This window comes from Thioalkalivibrio halophilus, from assembly GCF_001995255.1.
Taxonomy (GTDB): domain Bacteria; phylum Pseudomonadota; class Gammaproteobacteria; order Ectothiorhodospirales; family Ectothiorhodospiraceae; genus Thioalkalivibrio; species Thioalkalivibrio halophilus.
Genome location: NZ_MUZR01000035.1, coordinates 74,540 through 95,766, shown reverse-complemented (window position 1 = coordinate 95,766; position 21,227 = coordinate 74,540). Strand labels below are relative to the sequence as shown.

The 21,227-nt window shown below is 67.9% G+C and carries 20 protein-coding genes; 12 read left to right on the top strand and 8 right to left on the bottom strand.

Annotation, left to right across the window (positions count from 1 at the left end):
* Positions 1-12: 12 nt before the first annotated feature.
* Positions 13-1,005 (top strand): NAD(P)H-dependent glycerol-3-phosphate dehydrogenase, encoded by a 993-nt coding sequence (locus tag B1A74_RS09320; protein WP_019022530.1) that lies wholly within the window; start codon positions 13-15, stop codon positions 1,003-1,005.
* Between the two features lie 9 nt (positions 1,006-1,014).
* On the opposite strand, the gene B1A74_RS09315 is transcribed toward B1A74_RS09320, so the two are convergent.
* Positions 1,015-1,479, bottom strand: coding sequence for a tRNA (cytidine(34)-2'-O)-methyltransferase (locus B1A74_RS09315; RefSeq protein WP_077244467.1), 465 nt, complete (start codon positions 1,477-1,479; stop codon positions 1,015-1,017).
* Between B1A74_RS09315 and B1A74_RS09310 the strand changes: the two genes are divergently transcribed.
* Positions 1,478-2,446, top strand: a complete 969-nt coding sequence (locus tag B1A74_RS09310; protein WP_077244466.1) for a dihydroorotate dehydrogenase — start codon at positions 1,478-1,480, stop codon at positions 2,444-2,446. The genes B1A74_RS09315 and B1A74_RS09310 overlap by 2 nt on opposite strands.
* 27 nt (positions 2,447-2,473) lie before the next feature.
* Here B1A74_RS09310 and ntrC read toward each other — a convergent pair whose 3' ends face one another.
* From ntrC to B1A74_RS09280, 6 genes are all read right to left on the bottom strand, one after another.
* Entirely contained in the window at positions 2,474-3,934 is a 1,461-nt protein-coding gene (gene ntrC / locus B1A74_RS09305) for a nitrogen regulation protein NR(I) (RefSeq protein WP_077244465.1), read from the bottom strand.
* The gene (glnL, locus tag B1A74_RS09300) at positions 3,931-5,037 is read right to left on the bottom strand and encodes a nitrogen regulation protein NR(II) (RefSeq protein ID WP_077244464.1); all 1,107 of its coding nucleotides are present in this window, start codon (positions 5,035-5,037) and stop codon (positions 3,931-3,933) included. The genes ntrC and glnL overlap by 4 nt, the downstream gene beginning before the upstream one ends.
* Before the next feature lie 154 nt (positions 5,038-5,191).
* Positions 5,192-5,569, bottom strand: a complete 378-nt coding sequence (locus tag B1A74_RS09295; protein ID WP_077244463.1) for a DUF4124 domain-containing protein — start codon at positions 5,567-5,569, stop codon at positions 5,192-5,194.
* Positions 5,548-6,336, bottom strand: coding sequence for a hypothetical protein (locus B1A74_RS09290; RefSeq protein ID WP_077244462.1), 789 nt, complete (start codon positions 6,334-6,336; stop codon positions 5,548-5,550). The genes B1A74_RS09295 and B1A74_RS09290 overlap by 22 nt, the downstream gene beginning before the upstream one ends.
* On the bottom strand, positions 6,330-6,710 hold the full coding sequence (locus B1A74_RS09285; protein ID WP_018947225.1) for a DUF2782 domain-containing protein: 381 nt from the start codon (positions 6,708-6,710) through the stop codon (positions 6,330-6,332). The genes B1A74_RS09290 and B1A74_RS09285 overlap by 7 nt, the downstream gene beginning before the upstream one ends.
* Positions 6,710-7,435 (bottom strand): LOG family protein, encoded by a 726-nt coding sequence (locus B1A74_RS09280; RefSeq protein WP_018947224.1) that lies wholly within the window; start codon positions 7,433-7,435, stop codon positions 6,710-6,712. Before B1A74_RS09280 ends, B1A74_RS09285 begins: the two co-directional genes overlap by 1 nt.
* 137 nt (positions 7,436-7,572) lie before the next feature.
* Between B1A74_RS09280 and polA the strand changes: the two genes are divergently transcribed.
* Genes polA through B1A74_RS09265 form a run of 3 tightly spaced genes read left to right on the top strand, consistent with a single transcriptional unit; the run spans position 7,573 to position 11,478 of the window.
* On the top strand, positions 7,573-10,284 hold the full coding sequence (gene polA, locus B1A74_RS09275; RefSeq protein WP_077244461.1) for a DNA polymerase I: 2,712 nt from the start codon (positions 7,573-7,575) through the stop codon (positions 10,282-10,284).
* Between the two features lie 21 nt (positions 10,285-10,305).
* The gene (locus B1A74_RS09270; protein ID WP_024328663.1) at positions 10,306-10,812 is read left to right on the top strand and encodes a hypothetical protein; all 507 of its coding nucleotides are present in this window, start codon (positions 10,306-10,308) and stop codon (positions 10,810-10,812) included.
* Between the two features lie 30 nt (positions 10,813-10,842).
* Complete coding sequence (locus B1A74_RS09265) at positions 10,843-11,478, top strand: SCO family protein (RefSeq protein ID WP_024328664.1); 636 nt, start codon at positions 10,843-10,845, stop codon at positions 11,476-11,478.
* Positions 11,479-11,686: 208 nt separating this feature from the next.
* On the opposite strand, the gene yihA is transcribed toward B1A74_RS09265, so the two are convergent.
* The gene (gene yihA, locus B1A74_RS09260) at positions 11,687-12,328 is read right to left on the bottom strand and encodes a ribosome biogenesis GTP-binding protein YihA/YsxC (RefSeq protein WP_077244460.1); all 642 of its coding nucleotides are present in this window, start codon (positions 12,326-12,328) and stop codon (positions 11,687-11,689) included.
* A 160-nt stretch (positions 12,329-12,488) separates the two neighbouring features.
* Here yihA and B1A74_RS09255 point away from each other — a divergent pair, with 160 nt between their 5' ends.
* From B1A74_RS09255 to B1A74_RS09225, 7 genes are all read left to right on the top strand, one after another.
* Complete coding sequence (locus tag B1A74_RS09255) at positions 12,489-13,112, top strand: c-type cytochrome (protein WP_077244459.1); 624 nt, start codon at positions 12,489-12,491, stop codon at positions 13,110-13,112.
* 264 nt (positions 13,113-13,376) lie between these two features.
* Positions 13,377-15,467, top strand: a complete 2,091-nt coding sequence (locus B1A74_RS09250) for a cytochrome c biogenesis protein ResB (RefSeq protein ID WP_077244458.1) — start codon at positions 13,377-13,379, stop codon at positions 15,465-15,467.
* A 28-nt stretch (positions 15,468-15,495) separates the two neighbouring features.
* Positions 15,496-16,668, top strand: a complete 1,173-nt coding sequence (gene ccsB, locus B1A74_RS09245; protein ID WP_077244457.1) for a c-type cytochrome biogenesis protein CcsB — start codon at positions 15,496-15,498, stop codon at positions 16,666-16,668.
* Positions 16,668-17,297, top strand: a complete 630-nt coding sequence (locus B1A74_RS09240; RefSeq protein WP_077244456.1) for a thiol:disulfide interchange protein DsbA/DsbL — start codon at positions 16,668-16,670, stop codon at positions 17,295-17,297. The genes ccsB and B1A74_RS09240 overlap by 1 nt, the downstream gene beginning before the upstream one ends.
* Before the next feature lie 29 nt (positions 17,298-17,326).
* Positions 17,327-18,973, top strand: coding sequence for an acetolactate synthase large subunit (locus B1A74_RS09235; RefSeq protein ID WP_077244455.1), 1,647 nt, complete (start codon positions 17,327-17,329; stop codon positions 18,971-18,973).
* A 42-nt stretch (positions 18,974-19,015) separates the two neighbouring features.
* Positions 19,016-19,864: an endonuclease/exonuclease/phosphatase family protein gene (locus B1A74_RS09230; protein WP_024328671.1), complete on the top strand. Its 849-nt coding sequence runs from the start codon at positions 19,016-19,018 to the stop codon at positions 19,862-19,864.
* Positions 19,865-19,941: 77 nt separating this feature from the next.
* Positions 19,942-21,222, top strand: coding sequence for a GGDEF domain-containing protein (locus tag B1A74_RS09225; protein WP_024328672.1), 1,281 nt, complete (start codon positions 19,942-19,944; stop codon positions 21,220-21,222).
* The last annotated feature ends 5 nt before the right edge of the window (positions 21,223-21,227 follow it).

The following is a 21,227-nucleotide window of genomic DNA, read 5'->3' as shown; positions in this document are numbered from 1 at the left end:
CCGGCCCGGCGCATGCGCATCGCGGTACTGGGCGCCGGTTCCTGGGGGACCGCCCTGGCGGTGCATGCCGCACGCCTGCACGACGACGTGCGGCTGTGGGGGCGTTCGGCCGAGACCGCCGAGCGCCTCCAGCGCGAACGCGAGAATCCCCGCTATCTCCCGGGCCTGACCTTCCCGCGCAACCTGCGGGTGACCGCCGCGTCGGAGGTCGTCGACGGCGTCGACCTGGTGCTGGTGGTCGTGCCTTCGGGCGCCTTCCGCGAGACCCTGCGCTGGCTGCGGCCCCGGCTGGAACCGGGGCAGGTCGTGGCCTGGGCCACCAAGGGGCTGGAAACCGGGACCGGTGCCTGGCTGCACGAGGTGGCCGAGGCGGAACTCGGCCCCGGACAGCCGGCGGCCCTGATCTCCGGGCCTTCGTTCGCCGCCGAGGTTGCGCGCGGTCAGCCCACCGCCCTCACCGCCGCCTCGGCCGATCCGGAGCGCCGGCGACGTCTGGCGGATGCCTTCCACGGCGGTTCCATGCGCATCTACGGCAACCCCGACGTGATCGGCGTGGAGCTGGGCGGGGCGTTCAAGAACGTCCTCGCGGTGGCCTCCGGGATCGCCGACGGGGCCGGGTTCGGCGCCAACGCCCGCGCCGCGCTGCTGACCCGCGGGCTGGCCGAGTTGCAGCGCCTGGGCGAGGCCCTGGGGGCGCGGCCGCAGACCCTGACCGGGCTGTCCGGCCTCGGCGATCTGCTGCTCACCTGCACCGACGACCAGTCGCGCAACCGCCGCGTCGGTCTTTTGCTGGGCCAGGGTTACGACCTGGCGACCGCGCGCGAGCGGGTGGGCCAGTCGGTGGAAGGGGTCGAGACCGCGCGCGTGGCGGTGGAACGCGCGCATGCCGCCGGCGTGGAGATGCCGATCTGCGAGGAGGTGCACGCGGTGCTCTACCGTGGCCGGCGGGTGCACGACGCGGTGCGGCGCCTGCTGGAGCGCGACCCGGTCGCCGAGAATATCTGACCCATCGGCTCATTCGCCGCCGGCGAAGTCCAGCTGGCGCCAGGCCTCGTAGATCACCGCCGCGACCGAATTGCCGAGATTGAGGCTGCGGCTGCCGGGCTGCATCGGCAGCCGCAGGTGTCGCTCCTCCGGGATCGCGTCCAGTTCCTGCTGCGGCAGGCCGCGGCTCTCGGGGCCGAACAGGAAGGCATCGCCGGCGGCGAACGCCGGGGTATCAAAGCGGCAGGTGCCGCGCGTGGTGATCGCGAACACCCGCTGCGGGGCCACGGATTCCCGCCAGGCGGCCAGGCTGTCATACTCCCGGACCCGGGCCCATTCCCGGTAATCCAGCCCCGCGCGGCGCAGCCGGCTCTCGTCGAGGCTGAAGCCCAGCGGGTGGATCAGATGCAGGGTCGCCCCGGTGTTGGCGGCCAGACGAATGACGTTCCCGGTGTTCGGCGGGATCTCGGGCTGATACAGGACGATGTGAAACATGAGCGAAGCGCGCGACGATTCGCGGCTCTCCCTGGAATTCTGCGGGCTGCATTTCAACACGCCTCTGGTGCTGCTGTCCGGCTGTGTCGGCTTCGGCGAGGAATATACCCGGGTGGCCGGTTTTTCCAACCGCGATGCCGGTGCGGTGTGTCTCAAGGGCACCACCGGGGCCGCACGGCCCGGCAATCCGCCGCACCGGGTATACGAGACCCCGGAGGGCATGCTCAACGCCATCGGCCTGCAGAACCCCGGGGTCGAACAGGTGGTCGGCGGCATCCTGCCGGGGCTGGATTACGACGAGACGCGCTTCATCGCCAACGTCTCCGGCTCCACCATCGAGGAATACATCGCGGTCACGCGGGCCTTCGACGATTCCCCGGTGGACGCGATCGAGATCAACATCTCCTGCCCCAACGTGAAGGAAGGCGGGGTCGCCTTCGGCAATGACCCGGACATGTCCGCGCGAGTGGTCGAGGCCTGCCGCTCGGTCACGCAGAAACCGCTGATCACCAAGCTCTCGCCCAACCAGACCGACATCGCGGAGAACGCCCGGCGCTGCATCGAGGCGGGCACCGACGGCTTTGCCGTGATCAACACCCTGATGGGCATGGCGGTGGATGCCGAGAGCGGCCGCGCGGTGATCGGCAACAACCAGGGCGGGTTGTCGGGCCCGGCGATCAAGCCGGTGGCGCTGCTGAAGGTCCACCAGGTCCACCAGGTAGCGAAGGCCCACGGCATCCCGATCATCGGCCAGGGCGGGGTCACCCGCGCCGAGGATGCGCTGGAATTCCTGCTGGCGGGGGCCAGCACCGTGGGCGTGGGCACCGGGCTGTTCTACGATCCGCTGTGCCTGCCGAAGATCCTCGCCGGCATCAACGACTACATGGACCGCCACGGGATCGGCCACGTGAGCGAGCTGACCGGGCGGTTGCAGCTGAACGAGGGGTTCTCCGGCTGCGGCGCCTGACGCGCCGGCAGCGCCCGGGCCCGCCGGTTACGGTCGCTCCTCGTTCATACCCAGCTCCTGGATCTTGCGCGTCAGCGTGTTGCGGCCCCAGCCCAGCAGGGCCGCGGCCTGCTGGCGGTGTCCGCCCGAGGCCCGCAGCGCCTCGCGGATCAGCGTGCGTTCCATCGCCGGCTGCAGGCTCCCCAGCACGTCCCGGTCGCCACGTTCCCAGTGCTCGCGGGCCACGCGCGCCAGTTCATCGGTCCACTCCCGGGGTTCGACCGGCACGGCCTGTGCCGGTCCGGGTCCCGGTTGCGGCGTGCCCGTGGACCGGGGCGTGTCATCGCGGCGCAGTTCCGCCGGAAGGTCGTCCAGGTGCACCTCGCGTCCGGAGGCCATCACCGTCAGCCAGCGACAGGTGTTTTCCAGCTGGCGCACATTGCCCGGCCATGGCAGGCGCTGCATCTCCGCGACCACCTCGGGGCGCATCACCTTGGGCTCCACGCCCAGCTCGGTGGCGACCTCGCTCATGAAATGATTCACCAGCAGCGGGATGTCTTCCGGCCGCTCGCGCAGCGACGGCACATGGATGCGGATCACGTTGAGGCGGTGGAACAGGTCCTCGCGGAACTGACCCGCGCGCACTCGCTCCTCCAGGTCCTGGTGGGTCGCGGCGATGATGCGCACGTCGGTATGGATGGGGGTATGCCCGCCCACCCGGTAGAAGGTCCCGTCGGCCAGCACCCGCAGCAGGCGGGTCTGCAGGTCGAACGGCATGTCGCCGATCTCGTCGAGGAACAGGGTCCCGCCGTCGGCCTGCTCGAAGCGGCCCTTGCGGGTCTGGCTGGCGCCGGTAAAGGCCCCCCGCTCGTGGCCGAACAGCTCGCTCTCGAGCAGGTCCTTGGGGATGGCCGCGGTGTTCAGGGCGATCAGCGGCTGCCCCGCCCGCGGACTGTGCTGATGCAGCGCGCGTGCGACCAGCTCCTTGCCGGTGCCCGATTCGCCGTTGATCAGCACCGTGATGTTGGAGCGTGACAGGCGGCCGATGGCGCGGAACATCTCCTGCATCGCCGGCGCCTCGCCGATGATCGGGGTTTCCTCGGCGCTGCCCTCGTCGGGCGTTGCGGCCGCCAGGCTGTCACGGCGAGCCTCCAGGGCACGCTGAACCAGGGCCACCGCCTCGTCCACGTCGAACGGCTTGGGCAGGTATTCGAACGCCCCGGTCTGGTAGGCGCCCACCGCGCTCTCCAGATCGGAGAATGCGGTCATGATGATCACCGGCGGCGCGTCACCCCGGCTCTGCATGCGCGCCAGGAAATCGAGCCCGTTGAGCCCCGGCATGCGAATGTCGGCGACGATGGTGTCCGGGGTGTCTTCCGTCTCCAGGGCCGCCCATGCCGCGTCGGCGGACTCGAACCCGCGCACCGCGATATCGGATCGGCTCAGGGCGCGTTCCAGCACCCAGCGGATGGAATCGTCGTCGTCGATGATCCAGACCGTCGGAGTCATGCGTCGGGGCTCTCGCTGGCGGGCGGTCCGGCCACGGGCAGGAGGATGTCGAAGCGCGTGGAGCCGGGCCGTGAATGGCATTCGATCAGGCCGTCATGCAGCTGCACCAGGCTCTGCGCGATCGGCAGCCCCAGGCCGGTGCCACTGGCGCGACCGGTGATCATGGGAAAGAAGATCCGTTCGCGGACCTCCTCGGGGATTCCGGGGCCATTGTCGCGCACGCTCAGGCGCGCCACCAGCCGGTGCCGTTTGCCGGAAACGGTGTACTGGCGCAGGATGCGCGAGCTCAGCACGATATCGCCCTCGTCACCCAGAGCCTGCAGCGCGTTCTGCACCAGATTGAGCAGCGCCTGTACCAGCATGTCGCGATCCGCTTTGATCTCCGGGATCGACGGGTCGTAGTCGCCGCGGATCTTCACGCCCAGCGGCAGCTGCACACTGATCAGGCCGCGCACGTGCTCGAGGATCTCGTGCAGGTTGACCGATGTCCGTTGCGGCATGTTGTTGGGGCCGAGCATGCGGTCCACCAGGGCACGCAGGCGGTCGGCCTCGTGGATGATGATGCGCGTGTATTCGCGCAGGTCGGGATCATCCAGTTCCCCGGCCAGCAGCTGCGCGGCACCGCGCAGGCCGCCCAGCGGGTTCTTGATCTCGTGCGCCAGCCCGCGCGTGACTGCGCGCGAGATGGCCTGCTGCTTCTGTAGCTGCTCCTCGCGCGAGATCCGTTCGTGGCGGTCGATGGCGCTGAGCTCGAACAGCAGCCGCCCGGGTTCGTCGCCCTCGCCCTGCAGCGGGGTGATGATCACATCGGCGAGGAAGCTCTCCGCGCGCAGGGGTTCCATCTGGCGCGCCCGCAGGGTGATGGGCTGGTCCTGGACCAGCGCGCTGCGCAGGCGTGTGGACAGGTTGCGGTCCAGATGCAGCCAGTGGCCGAGCGGGTGCCCGAGGATGCGTTCGCGGCTGAGTCCCAGAAGGACCTCGGCGGAACCGTTCATGGCCTGCAGTCGCAGTTCTCCGTCGGTGACCATGACGGCCGTGGACAGGTCGTCCCACCACGGAGGGGTGGGCAGCGGAGGGGACGGACGGGGCGTATGCGGGCTCATCATCCGGCTTTAAGCATGAAGCGCGCCAGCATGGTCACGGGGGGCCGGGGCGCTTCGTCCGGGGGCATTGCGCGGGCATGCGCCGATAAGGTGCAGTCATTGCCCCATTATAGGGCATTCCGTGCATTATTGTGGTGCGACGTTCGCGGGCGGTTCAGAAATCCACCAGTTCCACGGGCACCGGGACGTCCTCGATCGAAGTTTCGTCTTCTTCGTCGGCCTCTTCGTCCGCGGCCGCGTCTTCCTCCGGATCGTCGTCCGTCGGGTCTTCTCCCGGCCGCCGGATCGGGCGTTCGAGGATCTCGCGGGCATTCTCCAGGGGGACGGCGCCCATCGGCTCCTGAACCTCGATGCGTTCGCTGCGCCCGTCGCCCGGCGCCTCGTCGGAGAAATGCACCACACCGTCTTCATCCACCCAGCGGTGGACCTCGGTGGAGGCCAGAACGCCGATGCCCGGCGCCCCGGCGATGGCCAGGGCCACAAGCCCCGCGAGGGAGGCCCGCGGGGTCATCAGGCGGCGGGCCTTACCCATACCGACTGCACCCGGGTGCCGGCGTCCTGCAGGCCGGCCAGGCGCGGATCGGGGCCCGCGGGTGCGCGGCCGGCCTCGATGCGTTCCAGCCAGTCGTCGAGCGCGGCCATGCGCAGCAGGGTCGGGGCGGCGCCGCGTTCGATCGCGCTCAGCGGGCGCTCCTGGTGATAGCCGCCCAGCAGGGCCCGGTAACGTTCGCGGTCCAGTTCGCCCGCCTCGTTCACGCTCACCGCAAGTGCGATGCGCGCCAGCTGCCAGAACGCCGGCACGGGGGCCGGCGGGATCGTCAGATCCGCCAGTCCGGTGTGCTCGCCGTGCCGCCTGACCGAGTGCCAGAAGCTGCCGGCCACCGGCAGGTCCTCGAACCGGTACAGCCCCTGATGATGCAGCTCGCGGTTCAGTTGTTCGCGCGCCTGTTCGTCCAGGGTTGCGCTCAGGTCTTCGGTGCGTTCGCGCAGCTGCTGCTGCAGCACGCCGCGGCGCCAGACGCCGTCCTGCGGCAGGGCCTCCGCCGGATGCCAGGCCTGCCAGCGGGCCGCGAGGCGGCCCAGCGCCTCCGGCGTGCCGGGACCACTGGCGATCGCCCCGGGCTCCGCGGCGTTGCCGCGCTCCAGGGTCCAGTGCGCGCGATCCCCGTCAAGCTGCGGGGCATCGCCATCGGCCGGCAGCCCCAGCGGAGCGCCGGCCGCCCGGGCAGCGGCAAAGGCTGCTTCCAGCGCCGCGGCACCCGCGGCCGGCAGTTCCACGGTCGACTGCGTGCTTACCATTCCAGGATCCTCCAGCGGGGCGGGGTGAAATCGGGGGAAAGGTCGTCACGGCGCCGCAGGTCGCCTTCCCCGGTGACATCCACCAGGTAGTAGGTGGGTCCGGCGGCGGGGTTGACCTCAACGATCACCAGGTCGCCGTCCACGCGGTATTCGCGCCGGGTCTCGCCGTCGCGCTCCATGATGATGACGTCGGCTTCCTCCAGCTCCTGCAGCTGGCGGGCGCGCTCGTCCAGTACCGGAGGCGGGGCGGCCTCGTCGGGCATGTCGGGCGGTGGCGGGGCGTCCTCGAAGTCCTGGGCCGCCAGCGGCCCGGCGGCGAGAAAAAGGCCCAGCAGGGCAGCGGCCAGCGCCGTGGCGCGGGTGCTCGTCATCATCAGAGCTCCATCAGTCGTTGTTTCTCTTCCGCCGAGGGCTCGAAGCTGCGGGCCTCGTAGTACTCGAAGATCACGTCCACGACCTCCTCGGGGGTGTCCACCACCGAGTATAGATTGAGGTCCTCGGCATCGATGGTGCCATGGGTGACCAGCGCGTCCTCGAACCACTGCAGCAGGCCTTCCCAGAACTTGCTGCCCACCAGCACCACCGGGATGCGGCGGGTCTTGCCGGTCTGCACCAGGGTCAGGATCTCGGCCAGCTCGTCCAGCGTGCCGAAGCCGCCCGGCAGCACCACGTAGGCGGAGGCGTACTTGACGAACATCACCTTGCGCGAAAAGAAGTGCCGGAACCCCAGCCCGATGTCCTGGTACGGGTTGGCGTGCTGTTCGTGCGGCAGCTGGATGTTGAGCCCGATGCTGGGCGAGTGACCGGCAAACGCCCCCTTGTTGGCCGCCTCCATGATGCCCGGCCCGCCGCCACTGACGACCGCGAAACCCGCGTCCGACAGCTGGCGCGAGATCTGCTCCGCGAGCAGATAATCCGGGTGGTCCGACGGGATGCGTGCCGACCCGAACACGCTGACCGAGGGCTTGATGTGCGCCAGGCGTTCGAAGCCCTCCACGAACTCCGCCATGATCTGGAAGATCTTCCAGCTCTCGCGGGTCAGCGAGGAATCGTCGATGGGCCGCAGCCCGGGGTGTTCCGCTCGATCTTGATCGTTCATCGGGGCGCATTCTTTGCACTCTGGGGCGCCTAGACTAACCGTGGCCCGACGGGCGTACAAATCGCGCCGGCGTTGCTCGGGCCGGGCCCCGCAGCCTGCTAGAATGCTTCCCTCGCAAGCCCAGCCGGATCCGCATGATGTCGCAAGCCCCGCTCGTCCTGGTCGACGGTTCCTCCTACCTGTTCCGGGCCTACCACGCCCTGCCCCCGCTGACCGCCCCCGACGGCCACCCCACCGGGGCGCTCTACGGCGTGGCCAACATGCTGCGCAAGCTGCGCGCGGACTATGCCCCCGAGCGCATGGGGGTGGTGTTCGACGCGAAGGGGCCCACCTTCCGCGACGAGATCTACCCTGAATACAAGGCCACCCGGCCGCCGATGCCGGAGGAGCTGGCGGCGCAGATCGAGCCGCTGCACGAGCTGGTGCAGCTGATGGGCTTCCCGCTGCTGTGCGTGGAAGGGGTGGAGGCGGATGACGTGATCGCCACCCTGGCCGATCGCGCCGCGGCTGCCGGGCAGGATGTGGTGATCTCCACCGGGGACAAGGACCTGGCCCAGCTGGTGGACGGCCACGTGACCCTGGTCAACACCATGAGCGGCACGGTGCTGGATCCCGCCGGGGTGCGCGAAAAGTTTGGCGTGGAGCCGGAGCAGATCGTCGACTACCTTGCGCTGATGGGCGACAGCGTGGACAACATCCCGGGGGTCGAGAAGGTCGGGCCCAAGACCGCGGCGAAATGGATCGCGAAGTACGGCGACCTCGACACCATCCTCGAGCGGGCCGACGAGATCGGCGGCAAGATCGGCGAGAACCTGCGCGCCGCGGCCGATCGCCTGCCGACCTCGCGCGAGCTGATCACCGTGCGCCGGGATGTCGATCTGCCGCTGGGCCCCGATGACCTCGAGCTGCGCGAGCCCGATTCGCAGCAGCTGCTGGAGCGGGTGCGCCACCACGGGTTCTCCCGCTGGCGGGCGGAGCTTGAAGGCGGCGACGCCGGCGACGCTGCCTCCGGTAACGGCGGTGATGCCGATCCGGGGCCGGCGGCGCAATATCACACCGTGCGGGACGAGGCGGCATTCACGGAGCTGCTGGAACGCCTGCAGGGCGCCGCGCGGGTCGCGTTCGACACCGAGACCAGCAGCCTGGAGGCGATGCGGGCCGAGCTGATCGGCATGTCCTTCGCGTTCGAGGCAGGTACCGCGTACTACCTGCCGCTGGCCCACAGCGGTCCGGATGCCGATCCGCAGCTCCCGCGCGAGGCGACCCTGGAGCGCCTGCGGCCGTGGCTGGAATCGGCCGAACACGGCAAGCTCGGCCATAACCTCAAGTACGACCGCAACGTGCTGGGCAACCATGGCATCGTGCTGCGCGGCATCGTCGATGACACCATGCTGCAGTCGTTCTGCCTCGACGCCGGCGCCAACCGGCACGACCTGGATTCCCTGGCCGAGCGCCATCTGGATCACCGCACCACGAAATACGAAGACGTGGCCGGCAAGGGGGCGAAACAGATCCCGTTCGCCGAGGTGGACGTCGGCATCGCCACCGATTATGCCGGCGAGGACGCGGACATCTGCCTGCGTCTGGACGCCCTGTTCCGGCCGCGCCTGAACGAGGCCGAGGGCCCGGCCTTCGTCTACCGCGAGATCGAGATGCCGCTGGTGCCGGTGCTCGCGGACATCGAGCGCGCCGGCGTGAAGGTGGACCCGGACCTGCTCGGCGAGCAGAGCCAGGAGCTGCTGAGCGAGATGGAGCGCATCGAGCGCGAGGCCTTCGACGAGGCCGGTACCGAGTTCAATCTCGGCTCGCCCAAGCAGATCCAGGAGATCCTGTTCGAGCGCCTGGGCCTGCCGGTGCTGCGGCGCACGCCCAAGGGCCAGCCCTCCACCGCCGAGGACGTGCTGGAGCAGATGGCGGACGACTACGCCCTGCCCCGGCTGATCCTGGAGCACCGTGGCCTGTCCAAGCTGCGCAGTACCTATACCGAGACCCTGCCGCGGCGTATCCACCCGGAGACCGGGCGGGTGCATACCTCGTATCACCAGGCCGGCGCGGCCACCGGGCGCCTGTCGTCCTCCGAGCCCAACCTGCAGAACATTCCGGTGCGCACCGAGGCCGGCCGGCGCATCCGCCGGGCGTTCATTGCCGAGCCGGGGTACCGCCTGCTGGCGGCCGACTATTCGCAGATCGAGCTGCGGATCATGGCCCACCTGTCGCAGGACGCCGGGTTGCTGCAGGCCTTCGCCGACGGGCTGGACATCCATCGCGCTACCGCGGCCGAGGTCTTTGGCGCTGATCCGGAGGCAGTCAGCAGCGAGCAGCGGCGCGCGGCCAAGGCTATCAACTTCGGCCTGATCTACGGGATGTCGGCCTGGGGGCTGGCGCGCAACCTGGGGATCGAGCAGGCCGAGGCGCGGGAATACATTGACCGCTATTTCCACCGCTACCCCGGCGTGCACGACTACATGGAGCGGGCGCGCGAACGCGGGCGCGAGCAGGGCTACGTGGAAACCCTGTTCGGGCGCCGGCTGTACCTGCCCGAGATCAACAGCCGCAACGGGGCCCGCCGGCAGCAGGCCGAACGGGTGGCGATCAATGCCCCGATGCAGGGCACCGCGGCCGACATCATCAAGCGTGCGATGGTGCGCATGGCGCAGGACCTGGACGGTAACGGACTCGATGCCCGCATGATCATGCAGGTGCACGACGAGCTGGTGTTCGAGGTCGCCGACGATGCGGTGGAGGCCCTGGGCGAACGGGCCCGCGCCGCGATGGGCGGGGCGGCCGAGCTGGATGTCGAGCTGGTAGTGGACATCGGCGTCGGAGATAACTGGGACGATGCCCATTGAGGGCCATACCGGAGGCTGACCATGGCCGACCTCGAATCACTGGCGCGCGGATTCAACCGCCTGGCCCCCTGGCTGGTGGCCGGGTTGCTGCTGGCGGCCGGCTGGGTGGCGGCGGACCGCTACCTGGCCGGCGGTGGCGGCAGCGATGCTGTCGTGGTGGTGACCCCGGAGATCTGCGATCTCAATGAAGGGGCCTGTGCCGCACAACACCCCGAGGGTGGCCAGATGACCCTCGAGATCACCCCGCGCCCGGTCCCCATGCTGCGGGAGCTGGAGCTGCATCTGCACCATGTCGGGCACGACGGGCGCGATCCCGAGTGGGTCGAGCTGGATTTTGCCGGGGTGGAGATGTACATGGGCTTCCAGCGCCCGCGCCTGGAACGCGTGGGCCCGGGTGAATACGCTGGCACCACCACCCTGCCGATCTGCACCACCGAGGCGATGACCTGGGCGGCGACGGTACTTCCGGAAGGCGATGGTGACGCCGCGCGGGTACAGTATCGCTTCGTCACCGCCCGCGATCACTGACGTACTGGCTTCCACCGAGGATTGCGCGCGATGTCCCGACTTCCCCTGACCACCCTCCTGTGGGCCCTGGCCGCCGTCGCCGCGGCCGCGCTGTTGCTGTATGTCTGGCTCGTCCCGGGCCCCCCCCCAGCCGGCGAGGCCACCACTCACGAAGACATCCCGGTGGCCGACCGGGTGACCGGCGGCCCGTTCCAGCTGCCGGTCTCCACCGAGGGGGAGGCCTTCGATCTGCGCGATCTGGAGGGACAGTATGTGTGGCTCTATTTCGGCTACACCTCCTGCCCGGATGCCTGCCCGGTCAGTCTCGGATGGATCCGGATGGCGCTGGAGCAGCTCCCCGAATCGCTGGAGGACCGGGTCAGCGCGGTGTTTGTCAGCGTGGATCCCGAGCGTGACGACCGCGAGCACCTGGCGGAGTACACCGACCATTTCCATCCCCGGATCCAGGCGGCCACTGGCCCGCACGACGCGCTGGAGCCGGCGGTGGAGCAGTACGGGGTGTTCTACGAGAAGACCGACAGCCAGTCCGCGATGGGCTACGTGATCGATCACAGCTCGTCCACCTACCTGGTGGGGCCGGAGGGCGATCTGCTGGAAATCCATCCGCACGGGACTTCGGCGGATGAACTGGTGGCGACCCTGCAGGCCCGCGCGGAACGCGAGTGAGCCCCGCGGTTTCGCACGGCTTCGCGGGTTGTGACGAGTTTCCGTCCGGAACAGGAACGGCCGGGAACTTCACTGCCGGTGATGCGTCATAAAAGGTGAGCGCCATGGCCCGGCGCTCCCCGCTTCTCTCCCTGAGCGGGAAGACCTCGCCTCCCCCTGTCGAGGTCGCTGGTGCCCCGATCCTCCTCCCCGGGATCGGGGCACTTTTTTATGGGCCCTGTTCGGCCCCTCCGTCCCCGTCCTCGGCGTTTTCTTCCTCCAGCCATTCCGCCAGCAGTCCGCGCAGGTCGTCGACGCCCTGGTTCTTGAGCGCGGAGAAGGTCTGCAGCGAAGCCTCGATGCCGGCCTCTTCCAGACGTGCGTGGGTGGCGTGCAGCTGGCGTTCGGCTTCCTGTCGCGAGATCTTGTCGGCCTTGGTCAGCACGCAATGCAGCCGCCGGTTGGCGCCGGTCCATTCCAGCATCTGCCAGTCCAGGTCGGTCAGCGGCCGGCGGATGTCCATGATCAGGACCAGGCCCGCCAGACACCGGCGATGGCGCAGGTAGCCGCCCAGCAGGCGATCCCAGTGCTCGCGCTGTTTCGCGGAGACCTTCGCGTAGCCGTAGCCGGGCAGGTCGATCAGGCGCCAGTCCTCCGCCGGCGGCAGCGTAAAGATGTTGATTTCCTGGGTGCGACCCGGAGTGCGTCCCACCCGTGCGAGGGCCTTGCGCCCGCACAGGCCGTTGAGCGCGCTGGACTTTCCGGCGTTGGAGCGCCCGGCGAAGGCGATCTCGACCCCCTGGTCCGCGGGGAGCTGGTCGAGGCGGGCGACGCCCCGGGAGAAGGCGGTTTCACGAAAACGTGGTTGCATGATCGAAATCATCCTGAGCTGAGCGGGACAGTGGGAAACTTTTGTGGGTTCCCTGGCGTTGTGCTATAAACTGCGCCCCAGATTTTGATCGCCCTTTTACACGGGGCACAAGGAACGGGTCGAGGCCCGGCACGCATATACAAGCAGGAGATTCTCCATCATGAACCACAAGCTTTCCGCTCTCTTTGCTGCCCTGTCCGTCTCCCTGATGCTCCCGCTGTCGGCGGCCCAGGCGGGCGATCCCCAGCGCGGTCAGGAGCTCTCGCAGTCCTGCGCCGCCTGCCACCAGGCTGACGGCAACAGCGTCAATCCGGAATGGCCCAAGCTGGCCGGGCAGCACCCGAAGTATACGGCCAAGCAGCTGCGCGACTTCCAGGAAGGCGAGCTCCGCCACGATAACCTGATGGCCGGGGAGGTCGCCGACCTCAGCGAGCAGGACATGAAGGATCTGGCGGCCTATTTCGCGGAGCAGACCATCACCACCGAGACCGCCGACGAGGACGTGGTCGCCCGCGGCGAGCAGATCTATCGTGGCGGCATCCCGTCGGAAGGCGTGGCCGCCTGCATCGCCTGCCACGGCGCTCAGGGCCAGGGCAATCCGGAGGCCATGTTCCCCAGTGTGGCCGGTCAGCACGCGACCTACAGCCTGGACCAGCTGCAGCAGTTCCGTGACGGCGAACGTCGCAACGACAACGGCCAGATGATGCGCGGCATCGTCGGCAACCTGTCGGATGAAGACATGGAGGCCGTGGCCCAGTACATGGCCGGCCTCCAGCCGAACTGAGCACGGTACGTACGGCCCGGGTGCGCAGGCGTGCTCCGGGTTCGTCCGGTTTACGAGGGGGCGGCCGTGGCCGCCCCCTTGTCGTTTCGGGGTCCGGATAATGTAGCGGCGGGAACCCGGACACTGGAATGAAGTCGGAAGCCGGGGCGTCTGGTCCCGCGCGCTCCACGCCCCGGCGGAACCCAGCGTCCGTGCGGAATGTCGTGGAAATTGAACTTCCGACCGCGCTCCGTCAGCTTCGGGGCATCCAACGCAGGTTTGAATATGGCAGATTCGCATCAGTCCACGGGTAACTCCGGGGGCCAGGGCTCGGCGAGTTCCACTTCCTCGCGCGGCCAGAACCGCACTCCGCGCCGCAGCCGGATCATCGTCGAATTCCTGGGGTCGATGAACCTCGCGATCACCCTGCTGGTGGCCCTGGCCATCGCCTCGGTGATCGGCACCGTGCTGGTGCAGAACGAGCCGTACACCGAATACCTGATCCAGTTCGGACCCTTCTGGCACGAGATCTTCGCCGGGATGGGGCTCTACCAGGTCTATTCCGCAAGCTGGTTCCTGCTGGTGGTGACCTTCCTGGTGGTTTCGACTGCCTTCTGTGTCTACCGCCAGACGCCGGGTATCCTCAAGGACCTGCGCCGCTACAACCTGCAGGTGAAGGAAAAGTCCCTGCGTTCCTTCCCGGCCAGCTCCACCGGGGATCTGGGGCAGTCGCAGGAGGATTTCCTCGCCCATGCCCGCCGGGTGCTGAAGGCCCAGGGTTTCCGGGCGCGCGAAAAGACGCGAGACGGCGAGACGGTGGTCGCCGCGATGAAGGGGCGCTGGAACCGCCTCGGCTACATGCTGACGCACGTGGGGATCGTGGTGATCTGCGTGGGTGCGCTGCTCGACGGCCAGTTCCTGCTCAAGGTCAACGAGTGGATGGGCAACGTGGAGATCGAGACCCGTTCCATCCCCGAGTCGCAGGTGCCCGAGATCTCGCGCGTCCCGGTCAGCAACCCGTCGTTCCGCGGCAGCGTGGAGATCCCCGAAGGGGCCTCGGCCAACGTGGTCTTCCTGCCGGTGCGCGAGGGGTATCTGGTGCAGGATCTGCCGTTCCGCGTGGAGCTGGAGGAATTCCGGATCCAGCGCTTCTCGACCGGCGCCGAGCAGTCCTACGAGAGCGATCTGGTCATCCATGATCCGGAGCGCGACGAACCGTTGCGCGCCACCATCAGCGTGAACGACCCGCTGATCTACGATGGCTATGCGATCTATCAGTCCAGCTTCGCCGACGGCGGTACGCGCGTCGAAATGGAGGCCATCCCGCTCGGCCCCGGGGCCCTGCGCGGCGTGGACTTTCCGGGCCGGATCTTTGACGAGATGGATATTCCGGCCCCTGGGGGCGAGGAGTTGACGATCGAGTTCATCGACTTTTCCGTGGTGAACACCCAGGCCCTGCTCAACGAGGAGGGCGAGGAAGAAAACGTGTTCCTCGGCCCGCGCGTGGATTTCCGCCTGGTGGACCGCACCGGCGCGGGACTCTATTACCGCAACTACCAGAATCCGATCCCGCAGGAAGGCGCGAAATATTTCCTCAGCGGTGTCCGCGAGAGTCCGGCCGAGGAATTTTCCTACCTGTTCATCCCGGCGGACGCGGATGACTCCCTGGATCGCTTCCGCACCTATCTGACCATGCTTCACGATGACGAGGTCCGCATGGCCGTCGCGCAGCAGGCCGCGCGGGGTTCGGAGGAAATGATGGGCGGAGAAGAAGGGCGCCAGGCGATCGCGCGCACCGTCAGCATGCTCATGCAGACCTTCGCCGAAGGCGGTTACCCTGCGGTGGACGCCGAGATCGAGCAGCGCATCCCCGAAGGCCAGCGCGAGCAGCTCGGCGGCCTGCTGTTCCAGGTCCTGAACTCCGGACTCCAGGGCCTGTACATGGAGGTCCTGGAGGAAGAAGGCGTGGTGGCGATCACCGAGGAGGAACAGCGCTGGCTGGAAGACGCCGTCTCGGCGATCAATGCCCTCAACTTCTACGGTTCGCCGTATTTCTTCCGCCTGGATGACTTTGACCATCGCGAGGCCTCGGGCCTGCAGATCGCGAAGGCGCCGGGCGAGAGCACGGTGTACACCGGCAGCGTGATGCTGATCATCGGGATCTTCCTGATGTTCTATGTGTCCTATCAACGCCTGTGGATCGTGGCACGTCCGAACGAGGACGGCAGCGGCACCCACGTGGTGATGGCAGGCACCAGCAACCGCCACCGGGTGGAATTCGAGAAGCGCTTCGCGCACCTTGAACGGTGGATCATCGAGCAGAAGAACGTTGGCGACGATGACTCGCCGGATTCTGCAACCAACAAGAACGACTAAGTCGCACGCAGTCGGAGGAGAGCGCCCCATGTCTGTACCCCACGAGGCCCTGGATTTCGAACGGCCCGGATTCTTCCGGCAGCTGCTTCTGCGGGACTGGGCCTACATGGCCCTGGTCCTGGCGGTGGCCGTGACCGCCTATTCGCTCTACGGTCACATGATGGACCGTTATGACACCGGCGGTCTGATCCTCGCTGCCGGCATGAGTGCCTGGCTTGGCTGGTTCTGGCGTCCCTGGCAGCTGTTCTCCGTCATCGTGGCGGTGCTGTCACTGTTCGGGGTCTGGTTGTACGGGGACGATCTGGCGCGCGGCGACAGCGTCTTCTGGCTCAACTACATCGGTTCGGGTCAGGCCGGGGTGATGTGGATGAGCGTGATGGTTTACCTCTCCACCGCGGCGTATCTGGTCGGCCTGTTCTCTACTTCCGACTTCCCCTATCGGGTGGGCTCGGCATTCGCGTGGGTCGCGGCGGGGGCGGGTCTGATGGCCCTGATGGTGCGCTGGCGCGAGATCTATCTGCACGACCCGAGCTGGGGTTACATCCCGGTCGCGAACCTCTACGAGGTGTTCGTGCTGATGGTGGCGATGATCGCGCTGATGTACCTGTACTACGAACAGCGTACCGGTCAGCGGGGCATGGGTGCCTTCGTGATGCTGGTGGTCGCGGCCTCCACCACCTTCCTGCTGTGGTACATGTTCGATCGTGACGCCCACATGGTCGAACCGCTGGTTCCGGCGCTCAACAGCTGGTGGATGAAGATCCACGTGCCGACCAACTTCGTCGGTTACGGCGGATTCGCGATCGCGGCGATGCTGGGCGTGGCCTATCTGGTGCGCCACCGCATGGAACGCACCCGTCCGGACTCCCGTGTGCTGGCGCGCATCCCGAGCAAGGACGCCCTCGACGGGGTGATGTACAAGGCAATCGCGATCGGCTTCGCATTCTTCACCATCGCCACCGTGCTGGGCGCGATGTGGGCGGCCGAGGCCTGGGGCGGTTACTGGAGCTGGGACCCGAAGGAGACCTGGGCCCTGATCGTGTGGCTCACCTACGCGGCCTGGCTTCACATGCGCTTCACCAAGGGATGGCGCGGTCCGGGCATGGCCTGGTGGACCATCATCGGCCTGTTCGTGACCACCTTTGCCTTCCTGGGCGTGAACATGTTTCTGTCCGGCCTGCACTCCTACGGAGAACTCTAATGAAGCGTCGTCAGTTTCTCGGAACCGTGGCGGGCACGGGAGCCCTGCTGGCTTCCGGCCGCCTGCTTGCCGACTTTGCCGAAGGGCGTAACTTCATGCGCCTGGACTCGCCCGTCGATTACGGCCTGGAACAAGGCCGCATCAAGGTGGTCGAGGCCTTCTGGTACGGCTGTCCGCACTGCTACTCGTTCGAGCCGCTGGTGCAGGAATGGAAGGCCGACTTGCCGGAAGAGGTTGAATTCGAATACATGCCGGCTCCCCTGAATGATGTCTGGGCCCTGCATGCGCGCGTATATTATGCCGCCGAACAGCTCGGCATTGTGGACGCCCTTCACCAGCCCTTCTATACCGCCATCCACGAACAGGGACGGCAAATGCGCTCGGAGAGCGCGATCCTGCGTTTCGTCAATCAAATGGGTCAGGATCCGGATGCCTTTCGCGAGGCCATGCGCTCCGATAGTGTCGCGCGCCAGGTCGGCCGCTCCGCCGAGCGCGTGCGCGAGTACCGTCTGGAGGGCGTCCCGTCGATGGTGGTCAACGGCGAATCCGTGGTTTCGGCCAGCATGACCACCAGTCACGAGCAGATGCTGGAGATCGTCGATCACCTGATCGCCGAGGCCCGGGGCTGAGCGCCCCGGCCCGTCCCTCGAGGGAACGCATGTCCGATCCGTCGCCGACCACCGCACGGCGCCTGGTACAGTGTCTGGAGCAGGAAGGGGTCGAACGGGTCTTCGGCCTGCCCGGCGAGGAGAACATGGCGGTCCTCGATGCCCTCGAGGATTCCCCCATCGAGTTCGTGACCACCCGGCACGAGCAGGGTGCGGCCTTCATGGCCGATGTCCACGGCCGCCTGTCCGGCCGGGCCGGGGTCTGCATGGCGACCCTGGGGCCGGGCGCGACCAACCTGATCACCGGCGTGGCGGATGCCAACATGGACCACGCGCCGCTGGTGGCCATCGCCGGCCAGGCCAGCACCCACCGGCTGCACAAGGAATCCCACCAGGTCCTGGACCTCAAGGGACTGTTCGGTCCCGTGACCAAATACGCCTCCAGCGTGGTGGAGCCCGAGATCCTGCCCGAGGTCCTGCGCAAGGCCTTCAAGTGGGCCGAGGGCGGCAAGCCGGGGGCCAGTTTCATCGAGCTGCCGGAAAACGTGGCTTCCCAGCCCTGTCCGGTGGCCCCGCTTCCGGTCCATACCGGGGCACCGGCGGTGCCGGCCGAGGTGTCCCTGGCGGCTGCCGCCCGGCTGCTGGAGAATGCCCGCCATCCCCTGATCCTTGCCGGCAACGGCGTGATCCGTTCCGGGGCCAGCGAGGCCCTGGCGCACTTCGCGGGGACCCTGAACATCCCGGTGGCCAACACCTTCATGGCCAAGGGGGTGCTGCCGTTTCGCCACCCGCTGGCGCTGGGCAGCGTGGGCCTGCAGAGTCGCGACTATGTCCACTTCGGCTTCGACAAGGCCGACGTGGTCCTTTGTATCGGCTACGACCTGGTCGAATACCCGCCATCCCTGTGGCACCCGGAGGGCGACTGCACCCTGATCCACGTGGATGCCTCCCCGGCGGAGATCGACGGCCACTACGACATCCAGGCCGAGGTGATCGGCGATCTCGAAACCTGCCTGCATGATCTGGCCGAGCGGGTCACGCCACGCGAGGAGACCGTGCTGCGGCCCCTGCGGCAGTCGTTGATCGACGACATGAACGAGCACCGCGACGACACCGGGGTGCCGATGAAGCCGCAGAAGATCATCTGGGATCTCCGCACCGCCGCCGCCCTGGATGCCGTAGTGATCACCGACGTGGGCGCCCACAAGCTGTGGATGGCGCGCATGTTCCGCTGTGAGATGCCCAATACCTGTCTGATCTCCAACGGGTTCGCAAGCATGGGCATCGCCCTTCCGGGGGCCGTGGCTGCGGCCGCCCTGGATCCGGAGCGCCAGGTGGTGGCGGTCACCGGCGATGCGGGTTTCCTGATGAACCTGCAGGAGCTGGAGACCGCGGTGCGCCTGGGTCAGAGTTTCGTTGTGCTGGTGTGGAACGACAGCGCGTACGGCCTGATCGAGTGGAAACAGGTGCGGGAATACGGGCGCAAGGCCTCGGTGGATTTCGGCAACCCCGATTTCGTTGCCCTCGCCCGCTCGTTCGGGGCCGAAGGGGTGCGCATCGAGCCCGGCGACAGTCTGGAACAGGCCCTGCGTTCCGCCCTGGCGCGCCCCGGAGTCACCGTCATCGACTGTCCGGTAGACTATTCCGAAAATCTGAAACTCACGGAACGCCTGGGGGATCTCGTCTGTCCCTTCTGAACAGGAGTCCCGTGAGGGATGACGGGAAGGAAGGATGACACCATGACGGAGAACGGCTCGTCCGCCGTAACCGACGAACCCGCCCGCGGCCTGGTCTGGCAGCCGGAGGCTGCGGGCCAGCGACTGCGCCTGCTGAGTTTCAATGCCCAGGTGGGCATCCATTCCTCGCGCCTGCATCACTACGTCACCAACAGCTGGAAGCATGTGCTGCCGTACGGCGGGCGCATGACCAACCTGGAGCGCGTGGCCCGCTTCATCCGCGACTTCGACATCGTTGGCGTGCAGGAGCTGGACGGAGGCAGTCTGCGCTCGCGCTTCGTCGATCTGTCCAGCTGGCTGTCCGACCGTGCCGACTTCCCTCACACCTATACCCGCATCAACCGTGATCTCGGCCAGATTGCCAAGCATTCGCTGGCGCTGTTCTCACGGGTGGAGCCGGTGCATGTGCAGATGCACAGCCTGCCCGGGCCGCTGCCCGGGCGCGGGGCCGTGGAGGCGCGGTTTGCAATGGGCAATGGCGAGGAGCTGGTGCTGTTCCTGCTGCACCTCGCGCTGAGTCGGCGCGCGCGCCGGCAGCAGCTGGACTATGTTGCCGAACGCATCGAGGACCAGCCGCACGCGGTGGTGATGGGCGATCTCAACTGCCAGCAGGACAGCCCCGAGATCCGTCGTCTGGTCGCGCGTACCGGGCTGATGGAGCCCATGGCCTGCCCGGCCACCTATCCGGCCTGGGACCCGCAGCGGGTGTTCGATCACATCCTGCTGACCCCGGACCTGCACGTGTCCGATATGCGGGTCTACAACGTTGCGCTGTCCGATCATCTGCCGGTGGGGGTCGAGATCCAGTTGCCCGTGCGGGAGCGTCTGGATGTGCACCAGGCCCCGGCCTGACCTGAACTCCCGGCACCGCCGACGGTGGCGTTCGCAGCGCCCATCGGCTGTAATGGGCGGCCGATCGAGGGAGACCCATGGCCGAGAACGACCTGCGCAAGACCGTCATCGAGCTCGAAACCTCGCTCCAGAACGAGCGCGAACGCATGCGTTCACTGCGGCGGGTGGCCCTGCGCGCCCTGGCCGTGCTGTCGGCCCGCGAGCCCGACCTCGAGGGAGCGGTGCATGACCTGACGCGAACCATCGAGGAGGATCCCGACGATACCCAGTGTCTGGATCGCATGAGTGCGCGGCTGGCGGATACCATCCGCCAGCATGACCAGCGCGAGGCGATGGACGAGGGGGTCCTGTCCGCGCTGGAGAGCGGCCTGGGTGCCTTCCCGTTCCTGGCCGAGGACCTCGCCCGCGTCCGTCAGGCCGCGGAACGCAGCGACGCCGATCTGGTCCGTCGCAGCCTCGCCCGGGTGTTCTCCGCGCTGGAGGAGAACTGTGGTCAGGCCCTGGCCGAGCGCGAACAGCTGACCGAGGTCATGGGCGAGATCCGCTCGCGCCTGAACGACGTGGACTCGGCCCTGTCCGCCGACCAGGACCATTCCGAGCGCACCCAGGCCTCCATCCGCGAGCTGCACGAGAACATCACCGGCGATGTCAGTACCATCAAGGGCCGGGTGATCGACATCACCAATCTCGACACCATGCGCCGCGAGGTGATCGACGGCCTGGATCGGGTCGCGGACCGGGTGAAGGACTTCCGCGACACCCGCGAGGCCGAACTTCTCGCGGCGATGGAGCGCAACCGTGCACTGCGCACGCGCAGCCAGCAGCTGGCCCGCCAGGTCAACGATTTGCGCGAGCGCCTGTCGGAGGCCCGCGACGAGGCCAGTCGCGACAAGCTGACCGGTCTGCTCAACCGCCATGCATTCGATCAGCGCATGGCCGATCTGCGGGCCGATGCCGGCCCGGCATCCCTGATCGTCTGGGACATCGACCATTTCAAGCACGTCAACGACGAGTACGGCCACACCTCCGGCGACCGCATCCTGCGGGCCGTCGCCGAGGTCCTGGCCGAGGGTGTCCACGAACCCGACTTCGTCGCCCGCTACGGGGGCGAGGAATTCGTGATGGTGGTGCACCAGTCGCTGGAGGCCGCCCGCGAACTGGCCGACCGCCTGCGTCGCGAGGTGGCGTCCATCGTGGTCAAGGCCGGCAGCAAGCGCCTCAAGGTGACCATCTCCGGCGGGCTGGCCGACGTCCGCGCGGATGCCCCGGAGGGCAGTGCGTTCGAGCTGGCGGACAAGGCCCTGCTGGCAGCCAAGCGTCAGGGCCGGGATCGCATCGTCGCGGTCTCCTCCGGATAACCCAT

Excerpts from the sequence above, each read along its gene's own strand:
- B1A74_RS09295 (WP_077244463.1), bottom strand. The coding sequence starts at position 5,569 with ATGGGTAAGGCCCGCCGCCTGATGACCCCGCGGGCCTCCCTCGCGGGG.
- B1A74_RS09230 (WP_024328671.1), top strand. The coding sequence starts at position 19,016 with ATGACGGAGAACGGCTCGTCCGCCGTAACCGACGAACCCGCCCGCGGC.
- glnL (WP_077244464.1), bottom strand. The coding sequence starts at position 5,037 with ATGAGCCCGCATACGCCCCGTCCGTCCCCTCCGCTGCCCACCCCTCCG.
- ntrC (WP_077244465.1), bottom strand. The coding sequence starts at position 3,934 with ATGACTCCGACGGTCTGGATCATCGACGACGACGATTCCATCCGCTGG.
- B1A74_RS09315 (WP_077244467.1), bottom strand. The coding sequence starts at position 1,479 with ATGTTTCACATCGTCCTGTATCAGCCCGAGATCCCGCCGAACACCGGG.
- B1A74_RS09285 (WP_018947225.1), bottom strand. The coding sequence starts at position 6,710 with ATGATGACGAGCACCCGCGCCACGGCGCTGGCCGCTGCCCTGCTGGGC.
- ccsB (WP_077244457.1), top strand. The coding sequence starts at position 15,496 with ATGTCTGTACCCCACGAGGCCCTGGATTTCGAACGGCCCGGATTCTTC.
- polA (WP_077244461.1), top strand. The coding sequence starts at position 7,573 with ATGTCGCAAGCCCCGCTCGTCCTGGTCGACGGTTCCTCCTACCTGTTC.
- B1A74_RS09255 (WP_077244459.1), top strand. The coding sequence starts at position 12,489 with ATGAACCACAAGCTTTCCGCTCTCTTTGCTGCCCTGTCCGTCTCCCTG.
- B1A74_RS09240 (WP_077244456.1), top strand. The coding sequence starts at position 16,668 with ATGAAGCGTCGTCAGTTTCTCGGAACCGTGGCGGGCACGGGAGCCCTG.
- B1A74_RS09250 (WP_077244458.1), top strand. The coding sequence starts at position 13,377 with ATGGCAGATTCGCATCAGTCCACGGGTAACTCCGGGGGCCAGGGCTCG.
- B1A74_RS09270 (WP_024328663.1), top strand. The coding sequence starts at position 10,306 with ATGGCCGACCTCGAATCACTGGCGCGCGGATTCAACCGCCTGGCCCCC.
- B1A74_RS09235 (WP_077244455.1), top strand. The coding sequence starts at position 17,327 with ATGTCCGATCCGTCGCCGACCACCGCACGGCGCCTGGTACAGTGTCTG.
- B1A74_RS09320 (WP_019022530.1), top strand. The coding sequence starts at position 13 with ATGCGCATCGCGGTACTGGGCGCCGGTTCCTGGGGGACCGCCCTGGCG.
- B1A74_RS09265 (WP_024328664.1), top strand. The coding sequence starts at position 10,843 with ATGTCCCGACTTCCCCTGACCACCCTCCTGTGGGCCCTGGCCGCCGTC.
- B1A74_RS09280 (WP_018947224.1), bottom strand. The coding sequence starts at position 7,435 with ATGAACGATCAAGATCGAGCGGAACACCCCGGGCTGCGGCCCATCGAC.
- B1A74_RS09290 (WP_077244462.1), bottom strand. The coding sequence starts at position 6,336 with ATGGTAAGCACGCAGTCGACCGTGGAACTGCCGGCCGCGGGTGCCGCG.
- yihA (WP_077244460.1), bottom strand. The coding sequence starts at position 12,328 with ATGCAACCACGTTTTCGTGAAACCGCCTTCTCCCGGGGCGTCGCCCGC.
- B1A74_RS09310 (WP_077244466.1), top strand. The coding sequence starts at position 1,478 with ATGAGCGAAGCGCGCGACGATTCGCGGCTCTCCCTGGAATTCTGCGGG.
- B1A74_RS09225 (WP_024328672.1), top strand. The coding sequence starts at position 19,942 with ATGGCCGAGAACGACCTGCGCAAGACCGTCATCGAGCTCGAAACCTCG.